The sequence below is a fragment of the Bacillus sp. B1-WWTP-T-0.5-Post-4 genome, from assembly GCF_009183795.1.
Lineage (GTDB): Bacteria > Bacillota > Bacilli > Bacillales > Bacillaceae_G > Bacillus_A > Bacillus_A cereus.
Genome location: NZ_WEIJ01000014.1, coordinates 49,228 through 65,773, shown reverse-complemented (window position 1 = coordinate 65,773; position 16,546 = coordinate 49,228). Strand labels below are relative to the sequence as shown.

The window sequence follows — 16,546 nt, the reverse complement described above, 5'->3', positions numbered from 1 at the left end:
AATAAAAAGAAGAGTCAATATATTCCCTAATAGTTCGAATTTTAAGTTTAAGTCTGACAAGTACAGATGTAGTACAGTTCATTATGATTATTTTTGTAGCATAACAGATAGAAATGTTTTATAATTTGAAATAGTTAAATATTTAGTAAACGCATTCAAATATCGTTCACTCTACAAGGGGGATTCTTCTTATGCAGCACACAAACAAATCTGGAACTTTAAATCGTGGTTTAAAAGAACGACATATTACTTTAATGTCACTGGGCTCAGCTATTGGCGTTGGACTATTTTTAGGATCCGCTTCCGCCATTAAACTAGCAGGTCCTTCTATTTTGCTAGGCTATATGATTGCCGGTCTCGTTATTTTTTTCATTATGCGCGCGCTTGGGGAAATGGCAATTGAACAACCTGTTGCTGGTTCTTTTAGTAAATATGCATATGATTATATTGGACCACTTGCTGGTTATATTACTGGTTGGAATTACTGGTTCTTATGGGTTGTTACTTGTATGGCTGAGATTACAGCAGCTGGTATTTACATGCAGTACTGGTTCCCAGATATCCCGCGCTGGACTTGGGCATTACTTGCTCTATTATTAATGAGCGCTTTTAACTTCTTATCGGTAAAAGTATTTGGAGAACTTGAGTTTTGGTTTGCTCTCATTAAAATTGTCACAATTATCTGTATGATAGTAGTCGGAGCTGGTATTATTTTATTTGGATTCGGAAACGGTGGTATCGCTACCGGTATTTCAAATCTTTGGTCACATGGTGGCTGGTTCCCAAATGGATTTTCTGGGTTACTACTCTCCATGCAGATGGTACTATTCGCTTATTTAGGCGTTGAATTAATCGGTGTTACAGCTGGTGAGGCTCAAAATCCGAAGAAAACACTCGCAAAGGCAATCGATAACGTATTTTGGAGAATTCTACTCTTTTACGTTGGGGCATTATTCGTTATGATGGCAATTTATCCATGGAACGAACTTGGTGAGAAAGGCAGTCCATTCGTATTAACATTCCAACAAATTGGTATCGCAAAAGCAGCAGGTATTATTAACTTTGTCGTATTAACAGCAGCTCTTTCTTCTTGTAACGGTGGTTTATTTAGTACAGGCCGTATGCTATATACATTAGCTCAGCAGAAAAAAGCTCCTGAAAGATTTGGTCGTTTAAATAAAAATGGCATTCCAAGCCAAGGAATTGTAGCAACTGCTATCGTTTTACTAATTGGTGTTATATTAAACTATCTCGTACCTGCAAAGGTATTTACATGGCTTACTAGCATTTCAACTTTCGGTGCAATTTGGACTTGGGGAATTATATTAGTCGCTCAAATTAAATTCCGTAAAAGCTTGCCTACTCAAAATAAACAAAAGTTATCGTATAAAATGCCTTTATACCCATTAAGCTCATATTTCTCACTCGTTTTCCTTGTATTAGTATTAGGTATAATGGCGTATTCAGAAGATACACGAATTGCATTGATTGTCGGCCCAATTTGGCTTATCGGCTTAGCAATCGTATATTACATGAAAGGGTTTCATAAGATTGATGAAACACCTAACTCAAAAATTAGTTAAGCAAAACATCCCTTCCTTATTACTTGGAAGGGATGTTTTTATATCTATATAAATATTTCTCAACAAAATTCACGGTATTTTTACAATTTTTTAATATTTTTTATGTTTTCCGTCTTTATTTTTACAGAAAAATAAATTACATTATTAAAGCACATATATTTATTATTAGGGGGATTCTTCTATGAAGAATAAAAAATGGATTACATTTTCTTTAGCAACAGCAATTACACTAAGTATAGGGACCTCGTTCATACCGTCTACTTATGCCGAAAGCTCTGTAGACCCAGCTCCTGAAATTGCTGCAAAAGTTGTAAATCAAAACAATGGGAAGAAAGTATTATTCGATAATACACACGGTCAAACTGCTGGGACAGCTGACTGGGTTATTGACGGCGGCTTTTCTGACTTCGGAAACGGCATTGCAAAAAACGGATATCACGTAAAGGAACTTCGTAAATCAACTCCTATTACGTACGAAGATTTAAAAGATTACAACGTATTTATCGTTCCAGAAGCTAATATTCCTTACAAAAAATCTGAGCAGGACGCTATGTTACAATATGTAAAAAATGGTGGTAGTATCTTCTTTATTGCTGATCATTACAATGCAGATCGTAATAAAAATCGCTGGGACTCTTCTGAAGTATTTAATGGATATAGACGCGGTGCTTGGGATAATCCAGCAAAAGGAATGTCTAATGAAGAAGCAAATTCACAAGCTATGCAAGGAGTAGAAAGCTCTGATTGGCTCTCTGACAACTTCGGTATTCGCTTCCGCTACAATGCACTTGGTGATGTTTCAGCGAAAACAATTGTATCGCCTGAACAATCTTTCGGAATTACAAAAGGTGTTTCGTCTGTAGCAATGCATGCTGGTTCTACTCTAGCAATTACAAACCCAAAACTAGCAAAAGGACTTGTTTACCTTCCAGAAAATCCATCAAAATGGAATAACGCTGTTGATAGTGGCGTTTATAATGGCGGTGGTATTGCAGAAGGCCCATATGCTGCTATCGCAAAAGTAGGACTTGGAAAAGCTGCCTTTATTGGTGACTCTTCTCCTGTTGAAGATGCTACGCCAAAATACGTTCGTGAAGATTCTGGCCAAACAAAGAAAACTTACGATGGTTATAAAGAAGAAAACGATGCGATTTTATTAGAAAACATCGTAAATTGGTTATCAAATAAAGAGACATTTACAAGTTTAGATCAAGTAAATGGTTTACAACTTGATTCACCTACAGCTCTACAAACATTTGAACAGCCAAGCTTATCAACAGAACCACAACCTGAACCTTGGAGTGCACCAAATGCAGGTTATCAATGGTTTAATACAAATACTTTTAAACCAGGTTCATACGGTTATAACGGTGCGGTAACAACAAGCGACTACGTCGTTACACACCCTAGCATTCTACCAAACAATGAAATTTTCCAAATGAAGATTCAAGTAAATAACTTATTACCTAATACAACGTATAACAACTATTCTTTAGGTATCTTCACTACTGGTGGAACACAAGTGGCTAAAGTACAAAATGCAAACGGCACTTGGCCATCTGCTTTTGGATATAGTAGTGCATTCTCTTTCACAACAAACAGCTTAGGCTCTGCTGAGAAAGTTGTAAATGTACAGATTGATTCAAATACAACTGGACAAGCAACGCTTCGTCTACGCCAAAATACAACAACGAAATATAATGAAACTGTAACGATTAATAAGAAATAATAAAAAAGGCAATCCATACATGGATTGCCTTCTTCTCACTTCTCTTCCTTCGAGAAAAACATTCTTGAAATAACGATACCTATACTACCGACGATTAGGAATAACACTGCCCTAATCATCATCGATACCTCTGGTAAGTCAAGTAAGAATAACTTCCCTACCGTTACGACTAAAACGACTAAACCAGCATATAATATTTCATTCATATTTCTATTTCTTCCAAACCAAACCGCAAATAATGCATATACCATCCATAATAACGATACTGATACACTAATTACGCTTCCATCTGTAGATAAAACTTCACCGATTCTCGTAATTGTAATAAATACAATTATCATAAACCAATAGAGCACTATAGAATACATATATTTGCCGAAGCTCGCTAATACTGCTTTCGCTTCTCTCATGCAATAATAGAACGTTCCTATTAAAATAAGATGAGCAACAAAGCCTGCCGAAATAAATTGATCAAACGGGCTAAAAATAGTCTGTATCATTCCAATTGCGTAAACCGTCGCACTAACATACAACTTTATCTGTTGTTTTACTTTAATAGAAGTGACCATGCCGAGGAAACCTTGTAACATTAGTACAATCGCTGCATTCACTAAACTATACTCATATAAAATTGCTAAACTAAATGCTCCCATTGCGAAACCAAATAAGAGATTTGTAAATGTAGAATGTCTATTTTTCTTATATTCACATACGAACATAGCGGCATGTACGAATGCACTAATAATCAATCCCCATGTTGTAAAATCAGGTATTTTTGAAATAGCTAGTATAAAGAACAATGCATTCGCACTAAATATCGCCAAACGTGGTTCTAGTATAAAACTTCTCTCCGTAAACATATGCCAAAATAATAGTAAATGAATCAAACCATATACAATCGTTAACTGTATTTGCAAGTTCTCTACTAACATTGACATAACAGCAAAGAAAACGAAAAGGACAATGGCAGCAACAGCGTAAGAAATCATATATAAGTATTTATAACGATTTTTCAACGCATACCATAATAAACTAAGTGTTAATACTGTCTCATATCCAAAGAAAATATAAGGATTAGGAGTCGTACTATTTAACAAGAATGGTACGAAGAACGCACCGACCGCTACGAAAATAGTGAGATATTCCGATTGATATCTTTTCGCTAAATAAATACCTAAAATAACCCATGCAATATTACAGAGAAACGCGACACTTGCCGGAATAAATCCATATAAATAATGTGCTGCAAACGTCGTTAGAACAATCCCGGTAATACTTCCTCCAGCTAATACTAATCCTAACGCTTGCCGCTCTCTTTTAATTTGAATATCTCCTATATAATACAACCCGATAGATAATGCGATACCAAACACAATTCGTATCGCTGGTGTTAATAAACCAGCATCTACCCCTGCTTTAAATAACCAGATCACTCCAAGCAACATAATACCGACAAATACACGCGGTAACCACGTCTGACAAAACTTAATAATATTAAATGGCTCTGGTTTAAAAGCCGATATATCTACTTGTTTTACCTCAGGTTCTTGCAAAGGCTCTTTTATCTTAACTATTTCTTCTTTTGGCTTTTCCTCCATTACCGTTTCAATATATTCTTTCTTGTTCTTACTAACATGTTGCTGAGCGTTTTCTACTTCTATTTCCCTTTGCTTTACTTTTAATTCAGCAAGTGCTTCTTGAATTGTTTCAATTGCCGTTTCGAGTGCTTCTATTTTCTTATCCAAATCCTTCTTCATACGCTCCCCCCTTATTCGTAACTCTCATTGAACCTATATATTACCAATTATCTTTATCATACTCTTAGTCTATTCATTTTCAATAGTATTTTTCCAAAAAAAGAAAGGTGTCTTCCCAAAATAGGAAAACACCTTTTTACTTATTTATTCTTATTTAGAAAAATGCTAACGATAAAACCAAGACACGTGCCTACAATAGCTGGAACAATCCACCCAACACCTTCTGTATAAAACGGGATGTATTTTAATGCTGCCGTCCACTGATTCATCATTACATTTTTATTTAAAATGTCAATTGCACTAAATATCGCTACAACCAAAACAGTTACTGCATATACGTATGTATACTTTCCAATATACTGATGGAATAACCCTAGAATAATAAGCGTTAACGCAATTGGATAAATAAATCCAAGAATTGGTACTGATACTTTTAAAATTTGCGTTAACCCTAAATTAGCTAAAATCATACTAACAACGCTTACTATAAATGCCCACAATTTATAAGATACTTTCGGAAATGCACTCGCAAAAAATTGACTACTAGACGTAACAAGTCCAATTGAAACACATAAACACGCGATAGTAAAAATAAGACCTAATAAAACGACTCCGCCCTGTCCAAATAATGTAATCATAACTTGTGCTAACACTTTCGCACCGTTATCAAATGTTCCTAATGAGCCACTAATTGCCCCCACATATCCAAGGATGACATAAATAATAGATAATAATAGTCCTGCCCCAATTCCAGCAATACTCATATATTTCGCTAAACCTTTATCATCTTCAATACCCTTTGCACGTAATGCATTTGCAATAACAATTCCAAAGATTAAAGCAGCTAACGCATCCATTGTTAAATATCCATCTAAAAACCCTTGAAACATAGGAGCTTGTCCATAGTTCCCTATTGGTTCTTTCATATCTCCTACCGTTGTAAACATACTCTTTATAAAAATGAGTGCAATCATACATAATAATAACGGCGTCAAGACTTTTCCAAACAACCCCATTAATTTAGATGGGGATAAACTTAACCAGTAAACAATACTAAAGAAAATAACTGTGTAAAACAATAATAATCCGTTTCCTGCTTCAGGGAATAACTGACCTGGCCCCATTTCAAAAGCCAAACTTCCCGCACGTGGTATACCAAGCCCAGGTCCAATAAATACATACACGATACATGGAAAAATAATTGCAAATGAAGAATGAACCCTACCCGCTAACGTTTGAAAACTTCCTGCTTTTGCAATGGAGATAACACCTAATATAGGAAGACCTGTTGCTGATATAATAAACCCTACTAATGAAATCCAAACATGTTCTCCTGCTTCATACCCAAGGAAAGGTGGAAATATAAGATTCCCTGCTCCAAAGAACATAGAGAATAACATAAGGCTAATAAGTAAAATTTCTTTTTTCTGTAACAATTTCATTTCTTTCTCCTTCTTTAATTTCATCTTTTATGAAATCAATTTCACATATAAAAAAGTACAATAACCCGCTTCCTTACAAAGAAAACATAGTCCATAGTCTATCACAAAAGAAACACCCATTCTATAGCTATTCCTCTTTTCCAATTTCTTCTGAAAAATCAACCTTTATTGACTTATAATAGTTAATAAAGTAAAATATTAAATGTACAAAATTATTAACTTTGTTTTTGTTTGTGTCAGGAGGAAAATAACATGGAATCAGCGATACAACTAGAAAGAGAACAACAAAGAAAAAAGAAACATCCTCCAGGTTTATACTTACTCTTCTTTACAGAAATGTGGGAAAGATTTAGTTACTATGGATTACGAGGATTATTAACATTATATTTAACGACAGCTTTAGTAAGCGGTGGTCTTGGGTTTAGTCCCGCATGGGCACTCTCTATTTACGGATTTTACACTGGAGCCTGTTATTTCACACCAATGATTGGTGGATACTTAACAGATCGTTTTCTAGGTAGACGAAAAGCAATCACAATTGGTGGTATAACAATGGCAATCGGTAACCTTACACTATTTGCCTTGCAAAACCAATTAGGCCTATACCTCGGATTAGCGCTTATTATTATCGGTAACGGATTCTTCAAACCGAACATCTCTACACTGGTTGGGGAATTATACGAAGAGAACGATCCAAAACGTGATAGTGCATTTACCATTTTCTATATGGGTATTAACGTCGGGTCATTTTTAGCTCCACTCGTTTGCGGATTTTTATCAGAAAATTTATTCAAAACAACAGTTGATGGCGTTGTACATTACGGATTCCGTTACGGTTTCTTAGCCGCTTCAATCGGAATGATCATTGGACAAATTTTATTTACAACACTATCAAATCGCTTCCTTGGTAATATCGGTAAAAAACCAACTCGCGATTTACAAACAGCTGCTGGACAACCATCAGTAGGAGATACACCGTTAACAAAAAAAGAAAAACAACGTACCGCTGTTATCGTCATTTTAACATGCTTCGTTGTCTTCTTCTGGGCTGGCTTTGAACAAGCTGGTAGCTCATTAACATTATATACAAACAAATTTGTAGACCGCTCTGTGTTCGGATGGGAAGTTCCAACATCTTGGTTCCAATCGGTCAATCCATTATTTATTATTTTACTTGCTCCAGTCATTTCTGCATTATGGGCAAAACTTGCAACTCGCAAGCAGGGTGATTTAAAAATCCCAACTAAAATGGGACTTGGTATGATCTTGCTCGGTATCGGTTATATCATTCTCGTTATCGCTACATTAAAAACAGGTAGTGATGAACATAACATTACAGAAAAAGCAAACTTACTGTTTATCGTCTTTACGTATCTTTTCCATACGTTAGGTGAGCTATTCTTATCACCTGTCGGACTATCAATGGTTAGTGCGCTTGCTCCGGTAAAATTAGCATCTTTACTAATGGGTGTATGGCTAGCAAGTTCAGGTATCGCCAACATTTTAGGCGGACAACTTGCAAGCTTCACAACTTCACTTGGATACGCTGAAGTATTCACAGTTATTGGCGCTGTGGCAATTGTACTAGGTTGTGTTTTATTATTAATTTCTAAAAAATTAGTGAAATGGATGGATTAAAAAAGATGAGGAATTTCTCCTCATCTTTTTTTATGCTGTTTTACCTTTTTCAATTGCTTGTTCGTACAGCTCTTTATGTTCTTTATATTCACTTGGTACGAAACTCTTATAGAAGAATGAGAACCAGCTGTCTCCCTTTTTATACCCTTCTTCTCGAATTTCCGCTGCTTTTTTATTCGATTTAAATCCCTCAGTAAACCATTTCTTTAACAATTCATTTCTTTCATACTTAGCAGGAACTTTTAAATCATAGTTTTCAAATGCATACTTATAGCCAGCCTTTTCGACTGCCTTTTTTGTAGACTTATAGCCTTTTTCATACGCTGTTTCATATGCCTTCACGTATACTTCTTTCTCTCTATTTCCAGGATTCTTTTCAGCTAGTTCTTTCCCTGTCTTTTCCCCTAACTCAGCTTGCTCTTTTTCAATTTTTTCTGTTCTTTCTTTATTCCCTACTTTGAATCCGTCTGCAAAGTTTACCTTAAACTCTGGAGCAACTTGACTATCGTCCATCGTCTCTTGTGCTAAACCTTGTTCTTTTCCTTTTTCAAAATGCGTTTTCTTCTGCTCTTCTAAAGACCATACGGCTGCATAAGTCGCTTTAAACGCTTGTTTATATGCATCAGATTTTCCAGCTACATGCACTTCTGCATCATTTTTTCCTGCTTTAAAATCAGTTTCTCCATTCTTTTGACCTTCAAGTTGACCTTTTTCCATATCAGCTTGGCGCTGCGCTTCCTCTTGCTTACGTGCCTCTTCAGCTTTTCTTTGTTCCTCGGCTACACGTTGTCTCTCTTCTTCAGCTTTACGCTGTGCTTCTGCATTACGTTGTTTTTCCGCCTCAGCGTTGCGTTGCGCTTCTACAGCACGTTGTTTTTCCGCCTCAGTATTGCGCTGTGCTTCTGCTTGTCTCTCAGCTTCTACAGCACTATTATTATTCTGGCTAGGAGCTGGGCTCGTTGCGCCACTACTAGAAGCTGGTTTATTGTGATAATGATATTCCCCGTACTGTAATCCCCATTTCTCACAATTTGTACGACACGTATGTCCGCCATTAGCATCTGTACGCCCTGGATGTGCATAAGCTGAAATTGGAGCTACCAATAACGCTATACTCGTTGTTAAAAGAAGTTTCTTCACCTGTTGTCTCACTCTTGTTCCTCCCAAAAATAGAATTCTAACTTTATTATACATAAATAGAAGAATGTTTAAATACAAACCAAAATATTCTATTATTTCTCAACATTAGTAAAAAAAGAAGGTGAACTCTTTAAAGAGTTCACCTTCTTTTTTTACTTCTTCGCCTTCGTTCCTACTAAATCACCAGCAACAACATAACGCTTAGAATTATCCTTTACAGATACACATGTAATAAGCGTTATCTCATCTTTCCCATGATCCTCTACAACTTCCCACTTATCAGGAGTTACTTCAGATACACCAGTAACCGTATACTCATATTCATTTTCATTGTCATACAAATAAATTTTATCGCCTTTTTTCAAAGAAGCTATATCACTAAATAAAACACCTTTTTTAGACATATTATGTCCTGCTAATGCGTAATTTCCTTTTCCCATAACTTGATTCTCTTTTACTGTCGCTGCACCTGATAATAAGTTTTTTTCAGTAGAAGCTTTTAAAACAGGCAGTTCTACTGAAACACTTGGAATCGAAATACGACCAATTACTTGTTTCTTATCTAATGATGCATTCGCTACTTCCGCCAAGTCTGGTTGATTAATTTTGGAAGCATCTACAAATTCCGTCTCATGCTTTTCATAATCCATCTTTTGAACAGCCTGCACATTTTCAGTCTGTTTCTTTTCAGCCTGATATCCATCATAAAATGGCTTTCCAATTAATACGCCACCTACAACAAATAGCAGAATTGCTACTATACTATAAATTCTTTGCTTATTCATACACAGTTCCTTTCCCTTACAAAATCTTACTCTATATAAAATGATAAAATAATATCGCTATATGTACAAGTATTAGCTTAAAAAGAAACCTTCTTGCCAGTGCAAGAAGGTTTCTTTTTAAGCTAATTTATTTCTGTATAGTGATACGTGAAATACTGTCATTTGAATAAAGAAAATAGAAAATAGAATATATAATGGGTATCCAGGAAGATATTCATTAATAATAGGCGAAAAAGTTAAAAATCCAACTGCACAAGGTAACACAAACCATAACGATACAAATGTTGTTCGACAAGCTTTATCCGTAATCACTTTTTCACGTTCATCTTCTAGCGGAAATAATAATGGATACATCCAAAAAGATAAATTCTTATATTTTTTCTTTTGAATTCTATAAAAAATTGTAACTATAATTGCTCCAATAAATAATAAAATGAATGGTACTCCATTAAACCATACTTCAAATGGGAATTTCTCGTTTTTAATTATATCTGCTAACTCTGTAATAACACTATAAAATTCAACAAATGTCCAGCATGCTAAAGCAGTATAAAGCACGTTTATGATATAAGAAAAAACAATTCTATTCATCCTCTTCCCCCTCCTTATTTAAAACAAACACATCTTCCATCTTTAACTGAAACACATCACAAATCGTAAGTGCTAATAACAACGAAGGAACGTAATCCCCTTTTTCAATTGCAGCAATTGTTTGTCTCGTTACTCCAACCTTTTCTGCTAATACACTTTGCGTAAAGTTAAAACGAGCTCTTAATTCTTTTACTCTGTTTAAAATGGTCAAATTTACCACCTCTCACCATTATTGTATGCTATCCTTAACAAAATGTAAACTCAACTTAACATTATTATTATAAAAAAATCCAACTCTACGTATTGTAAAGTTGGATTACGTTTTAGTTTAAAATTGTAACTTTAACGATTTTTCTTCCCCATTGACTAGAAGACCCTTTATCAGGCATTAACACATCAATTCTGTTACCTTTAATCGCTCCACCAGTATCTGCTGCAATTGCGACTCCATACCCTTCAACATTTACAGTTTTGCCTAATGGAATAACTTTTGGATCTACAGCAATTAATTTCATTCCTGGGTTTGCAGTTAAGTTATAGTGTCCCCATGCAGAAAATACTTGTTGACCTGGTGCATAACCATTTTCACCTGGATCAGCTGTATAAGCTGTAGCTTCTACATAAATTTCTTTCCCACCAGCAGTTGGCTTAGAAGATGGTTCAGGTTGTGCAGGTTCTACCTTCGAATTATTATTAGCTACTGGTTCAACCGGTTTACTAGCTTTTTCTTGCTTTTGCTTTTCAGCAATTTCTGCTTGCGCTTTCGCTAAAGCTTCTTGCTCTGCTTTTGCAGCCGCTTCTGCTTTTGCACGCTCTTCTGCCGCAATTCTTGCTGCTTCTTGTTCACGAGCAATTGTTTCTTGTACTGCCTTCATATTTGATTCAATTTTAGCTTTCTCTTCCGCTGCTAAATTAAGTTGGCTTGCCACTTCATTATATTTAGCTTGAACTGTTTGCAAGTTATCTTGACGTTTTTTCAAGTTATCTTGCAGTTCAGCTTGTGCTTTTGCTAATTTTTGTTTATCTACTACTAAAGATGCTTCTTTTTCGTCAATTGTTTTCTTGTCCTCTTCAATTTGACGAAGATCTTGTTCTTGTAGACGTAAAATTTCTTTATCAGCTTCTAGAATAGTAGAAACTGCGTTCATACGTTGTAAGAAGTCTGCAAAGTTTTTTGACTCTACTACAACTTCTACTACTAAACTTGTATTTGAACTGTTTTGAACAGAAACCATACGTTTTCTCATAATATCTTTACGAGCAAGGACTTTATCCTCTAAAACGATAATTTCTTCCTTTTTTTGTTCAATCTGCTTATGTGTTTCATCAATTTTACGTTGAATAGCAGCTTGATCCTCTTTATTTTTTGCAATTGTATTATTTAAATTATGTAGTTCGTTTTCGATACCTTTAATTTCTTTACTAACAGCTTGCTTTTCTTGCTCTTTCTTTTGCATTTCTGCATCGTTTTGTTGCAATTGCTGTTGCATGTTGTTAAGTTTCTCGTCGTTTGACTCTGCTTTAACAGCGACTGTACTAGAAAGACCGATAATTCCTGCTAATACTAGACAGCTGATTCGCTTAAAATAGTTCATAATCCGACTCCCTTCTTATACAGTTATACATGATTTATTTTACAGTTTGTTTACAAAACGATTAAATACAGTTTATTTTTCGTGACGAAAAAAAGAGAATTATGAATAAAATGTAATAGATTCTTAAATATTTAACAATTCCTATATTTAAAAAATACAAAAGATGCTAAAATCCAAATATAGAGAAAATATAACTTTCGAAGGCGGTTGAAATAAATACATGTTTACTCAAAAAAAATCACTCCAACATACAATTGCTCAATTAGAAGAGCGTATACAAGAATTAGAATTAGAATTAAAACAAAAGGATATTGAAAAGCAAGAGACTATTTCTACTATCCACGATCGTGTACAAAGCGTTGTCCAAGAGCATCAACTTGTAAATAACCAACACAATACACTTCAAAATTTAGTTCAACAATTAAGTTCATGTTTCGAAAATGTTTCAACACGTACGACACATTCCAATGAGTTAAATAATGAAATGTTACAAAAGGAACAAAGCTTAATTCAGTCTATTGCAGAAATTATTGACTGCTCTAATGAAGGAAAAGAATCCGTTCACCGCTTACTTATTGTAATTAATAAATTAGGTGAACAATCTCAACGCACGTCTAATAGTATGAATCATCTAAGCGAACGCTCAAAGGAAATCGAGCAAATTGTAGAAGTCATTCAAAACATTGCAGCACAAACAAATTTACTTGCATTAAATGCGAGTATTGAAGCCGCACGTGCTGGGGAGCACGGTAAAGGATTCGCTGTCGTTGCCAATGAGGTAAGAAAACTAGCGGAAAGTACAGCAGAAAGTACAAAAAACATCGGCAACTTAACGAAAAAAATTCAAGAAGAAATTGAAAAAGCATATGATAACACAAAAGATAATTTACATTTAGTCGATGAAGGTGTAGAAATGAGCGCCGATACAAATGCTAGAATTGAAAATATTTTAGTTATGATTCAAACGTTACAAAATGGTGCTACAAATGTTATTAAGGCTATCGAAAACCAAAAGTCTTGTAATGATGACATATTACGAGAATTCGCTAACACACAACAAATGTTCCAAAAATTAAATACTACTATTATGAATCATATTCATGATGCTGAAAAAGTCGATGTTCAATTGTCTAAAAGTCTTCAAGAAACAGTAACTTCTTAATTAAAAATAAAAATCCCTTATACTGCTATAAGGGATTTTTATTTTATTTTGAATATTTATTTCTTTTCAATATTCATCCATATCTTTGTTATAATGGAAAAGTTGTTTCTTTCAACTAATAAACAAGGAGGTTATTATGGAACAATTTTACTACGTTTTAAAATATTTAATTCTCGGTCTGTTCCAAGGACTAACAGAACCAATTCCGATTTCTTCAAGTGGTCATCTCGTTTTAGCACAACATTTGCTAGGACTAAAAATAGAAGGGTTTAGCTTCGAACTACTTGTTAATTCAGCTTCATTATTAGCTGTATTACTTATTTATAGAAATGATTTAATTCGTCTAACGAAGAATGGTCTCTCTTATATATTTACAAGAGCAGAAGACGCAAAATCAGATTTCTTCTTTATTATTTATCTTGTTATTGCAACCATTCCAGCAGGTGTTATTGGTGTTTTATTTAAAGATTACATCGATCAGTACTTAAAAGGTGTGAAGATGGTTGGGATTTCCCTTCTTATTACTGCTGTCGGCCTTTGGATTATTAGAAATTTACGCGGTCGTAAAAATGATGGCGACCTTTCTATGAAAGATGCAATCATCGTCGGATTAGCACAAGCTTGCGCACTGATTCCCGGAATAAGCCGATCTGGTGCCACAATCGTAGCAGCAATGTTACTTGGTATGAAGCAAGAAACAGCTCTTCGCTTCTCATTCTTACTATACATTCCTGTTAGCTTAGGTGGCTTGTTGTTAAGCATTACAGACATTGCAAATGATCCAAATCTAGACACATTATTCGTACCATATGTCGTTGCATTCATCGCAACATTTATCATGACGTATATTTCACTAAAATGGTTTATGAACATTATGGCAAAAGGAAATTTAAAATATTTCTCTTTCTATTGTATTATCGTAGGTGTACTTACTCTTATTTTCTTATAAAGTAAAACTTACAAATTGAAAGCGAGTCATCTAGTGTAATAGAATGACTCGCTTTTTTATACCTTTATTAAGTTAAAACCTATCATTTACTTTGAATTTTCTGAATAGTATAATATTATTTAAGTTCACTATTACAGTAATTCTATCTTTCCTACTATTATCGTAAAAGAGGTGTTTATATGTTTATAGTTACTAAACTCATTCACATTAAGTACGGATATGAAAATGAGCTATTTTATGGGCTTAAACAATATTATCCTTCCCCTGGAACGAACGGTTGTATTAACATAGAGTTTTCACATGTTCATCGTACAAATGATAAGGCAGAATATATGATTCGTATGTTATGGAAAACACAACAAGATTACCATACATGGCTTTCTCAAAAAGAAGGCAATGAAACTTTGAAGCACAAAATACAAGGCTATATCCTTTCTTCCAAATCAAATGCTACCTATGTGCATTAACCCTTCTCTTTTTATTCCTTACGAGGGACAAAATGATAAAGTGAAACTTTAATCAGCCCTCATCAATTGGGCTGTTCACAAATAACGAGGTAAGGACCCTCTTACTTTTCATACTGTAAGAGGGCTTCTCTTATGCATACACTTTCTTCTCTTGACAATACAAACGAATAACATGTTTATTTTGTTGAAATACATCATGCGTCAGCCGAATAATAATAAAGTTTCGTTTTGTTTGATCATCATGAACAAAAATCTGTTCTCCCTCCTGAAAACGCCATGCACTTTCAAAAGTCGTAATATGATCCCCACTTACAGAAAAAAGTTCATATCGCATCTCTTGTACCCTCTCTCAACTTATATAATCATAATATCCTCATATTAAATTTATTATAACTTAATTCCTATAAAATTAGTAATTATTTCTATTTCGAAAGATTTTAACTTTGTATTTAAATATTTTTAGCGCTATAATGATAAACGAATTTTTATTGAAAGGAGTTTTACTTTGACTGCATATTTATTTCCAGTGAAAACAGCATTTATTTTATTTCCCTTTTTAGCAATGTTTCTTTTAATTCCTTTTTTAATATTTAATTATCGAAAATACGGTTATTTAAATAAATGGCGCTCATTTATTTTATACTCATTATTACTTTACTTATTAAATGCCTATTTTCTTGTTATTTTGCCGTTGCCACAAACGTTTGATACTTGTAGCCTACAACCAGCTAATACACAACACATGCAACTCTCACCATTTTATTTCATACAAGAGATTAGTAGTCATACATCGGCAGTTTTAACGAAACCAACTACTTATTTCTACTTATTAAAAGAGTCTGCGTTTTTACAAGTTGCCTTTAATGTTCTATTAACTGTTCCATTCGGCATTTACTTGCGTTATTATTTCCGACGTAGTTTCTTACAAACAATTTGCATTTCCTTTTTCCTTTCACTATTTTTTGAGCTAACACAAGTGACTGGATTATACGGTATATACAATTGTGCATACCGATTATTTGATATCGATGATTTGTTTTTAAATACATTAGGTGGCGTAATTGGTTTTATCATTGCACCAATATTTACGTACTTCCTTCCGAAGACAAACGAGTTAGATAGTCATATTAATTTGGAAACGAAACCAGTCGGATTCATTCGTCGCCTTATCGCGATGCAAATTGATTGGATTTTCTTATCTATCGTCGTACCTGTCGTTAAAAACAAAGGAAATTCTTTCTTCGTTTCTAATATGCAATCTTACACCAATATGTATGAACTCATTTTCATTACGTGTTCAATCCTTATTTACTTTATTATTATTCCATACTTTACGAATGGAAAAACAATTGGGAAAGCATTGCTTCGCATTCACGTGAAAGGAAAATCAAATCGTATTACATTAAAAGAACTATTTATTCGCTACGGTATATTTTATTTTGCGCTAGGCGGAATCAATTATATTCTTTCTAGTAGCTCTATTTTAAATCACACAGAGCCTTTAGTATTACTCGTTACATTGTTATTCCTATTTATCATTAACGGCCTATTCATTATTCATGTTTTACTGCATGTATTTAGCCGTGATAAACTACTATTTTATGAACATATTAGTCATACAAGAAATGCAATTACACTAAAAAAAGCTGACAAATAATTATTTGTCAGCTTTTTCATATACATAATGTGAAACCTTAATCAGCGGGGG

Annotated in this window: 15 protein-coding genes; 7 read left to right on the top strand and 8 right to left on the bottom strand. The window is 34.3% G+C overall.

All coding sequences use genetic code 11. The annotated features are described in order from the left end of the window. Positions 1-191: 191 nt before the first annotated feature. Complete coding sequence (locus tag GBN91_RS26035) at positions 192-1,583, top strand: amino acid permease (RefSeq protein ID WP_001164897.1); 1,392 nt, start codon at positions 192-194, stop codon at positions 1,581-1,583. 181 nt (positions 1,584-1,764) lie between these two features. Then, positions 1,765-3,312 (top strand): DNA-binding protein, encoded by a 1,548-nt coding sequence (locus tag GBN91_RS26030; RefSeq protein WP_152122661.1) that lies wholly within the window; start codon positions 1,765-1,767, stop codon positions 3,310-3,312. 35 nt (positions 3,313-3,347) lie between these two features. Here the strand turns inward: GBN91_RS26030 and GBN91_RS26025 are convergent, their stop codons facing one another. After that, positions 3,348-5,069, bottom strand: coding sequence for a DUF2339 domain-containing protein (locus GBN91_RS26025; protein ID WP_152122659.1), 1,722 nt, complete (start codon positions 5,067-5,069; stop codon positions 3,348-3,350). Positions 5,070-5,209: 140 nt separating this feature from the next. Beyond that, entirely contained in the window at positions 5,210-6,511 is a 1,302-nt protein-coding gene (gene brnQ1 / locus GBN91_RS26020) for a branched-chain amino acid transport system II carrier protein BrnQ1 (RefSeq protein ID WP_152122657.1), read from the bottom strand. 252 nt (positions 6,512-6,763) lie between these two features. Here brnQ1 and GBN91_RS26015 point away from each other — a divergent pair, with 252 nt between their 5' ends. Next, a complete protein-coding gene (locus tag GBN91_RS26015; RefSeq protein ID WP_000443143.1) occupies positions 6,764-8,149 on the top strand; it encodes a peptide MFS transporter in 1,386 nt (461 codons plus the stop codon). Positions 8,150-8,179: 30 nt separating this feature from the next. On the opposite strand, the gene GBN91_RS26010 is transcribed toward GBN91_RS26015, so the two are convergent. From GBN91_RS26010 to GBN91_RS25990, 5 genes are all read right to left on the bottom strand, one after another. Then, a complete protein-coding gene (locus GBN91_RS26010) occupies positions 8,180-9,301 on the bottom strand; it encodes a YHYH domain-containing protein (protein WP_152122655.1) in 1,122 nt (373 codons plus the stop codon). Between the two features lie 140 nt (positions 9,302-9,441). Then, positions 9,442-10,074: a class A sortase gene (locus GBN91_RS26005; protein ID WP_001041727.1), complete on the bottom strand. Its 633-nt coding sequence runs from the start codon at positions 10,072-10,074 to the stop codon at positions 9,442-9,444. 117 nt (positions 10,075-10,191) lie between these two features. Then, the gene (locus GBN91_RS26000; protein WP_006920833.1) at positions 10,192-10,665 is read right to left on the bottom strand and encodes a DUF2178 domain-containing protein; all 474 of its coding nucleotides are present in this window, start codon (positions 10,663-10,665) and stop codon (positions 10,192-10,194) included. Further along, on the bottom strand, positions 10,658-10,876 hold the full coding sequence (locus GBN91_RS25995) for a helix-turn-helix transcriptional regulator (protein WP_000154019.1): 219 nt from the start codon (positions 10,874-10,876) through the stop codon (positions 10,658-10,660). Before GBN91_RS25995 ends, GBN91_RS26000 begins: the two co-directional genes overlap by 8 nt. A gap of 112 nt (positions 10,877-10,988) precedes the next feature. Next, a complete protein-coding gene (locus GBN91_RS25990) occupies positions 10,989-12,260 on the bottom strand; it encodes a 3D domain-containing protein (protein WP_006920835.1) in 1,272 nt (423 codons plus the stop codon). A gap of 220 nt (positions 12,261-12,480) precedes the next feature. Between GBN91_RS25990 and GBN91_RS25985 the strand changes: the two genes are divergently transcribed. From GBN91_RS25985 to GBN91_RS25975, 3 genes are all read left to right on the top strand, one after another. Continuing rightward, positions 12,481-13,422 (top strand): methyl-accepting chemotaxis protein, encoded by a 942-nt coding sequence (locus GBN91_RS25985; protein ID WP_000495036.1) that lies wholly within the window; start codon positions 12,481-12,483, stop codon positions 13,420-13,422. 136 nt (positions 13,423-13,558) lie between these two features. After that, positions 13,559-14,371 (top strand): undecaprenyl-diphosphate phosphatase, encoded by an 813-nt coding sequence (locus tag GBN91_RS25980; protein ID WP_000434794.1) that lies wholly within the window; start codon positions 13,559-13,561, stop codon positions 14,369-14,371. A 179-nt stretch (positions 14,372-14,550) separates the two neighbouring features. Beyond that, entirely contained in the window at positions 14,551-14,838 is a 288-nt protein-coding gene (locus GBN91_RS25975) for a hypothetical protein (RefSeq protein WP_000471249.1), read from the top strand. A 130-nt stretch (positions 14,839-14,968) separates the two neighbouring features. Here GBN91_RS25975 and GBN91_RS25970 read toward each other — a convergent pair whose 3' ends face one another. Beyond that, positions 14,969-15,172, bottom strand: a complete 204-nt coding sequence (locus tag GBN91_RS25970) for a hypothetical protein (RefSeq protein WP_001268332.1) — start codon at positions 15,170-15,172, stop codon at positions 14,969-14,971. Positions 15,173-15,343: 171 nt separating this feature from the next. On the opposite strand from GBN91_RS25970, the gene GBN91_RS25965 reads away from it, so the two are divergent. Beyond that, positions 15,344-16,495 carry a VanZ family protein gene (locus GBN91_RS25965; RefSeq protein WP_000128028.1) on the top strand — a complete coding sequence of 384 codons (1,152 nt, stop codon included), beginning with the start codon at positions 15,344-15,346 and terminating at the stop codon, positions 16,493-16,495. Positions 16,496-16,546: the final 51 nt, after the last annotated feature.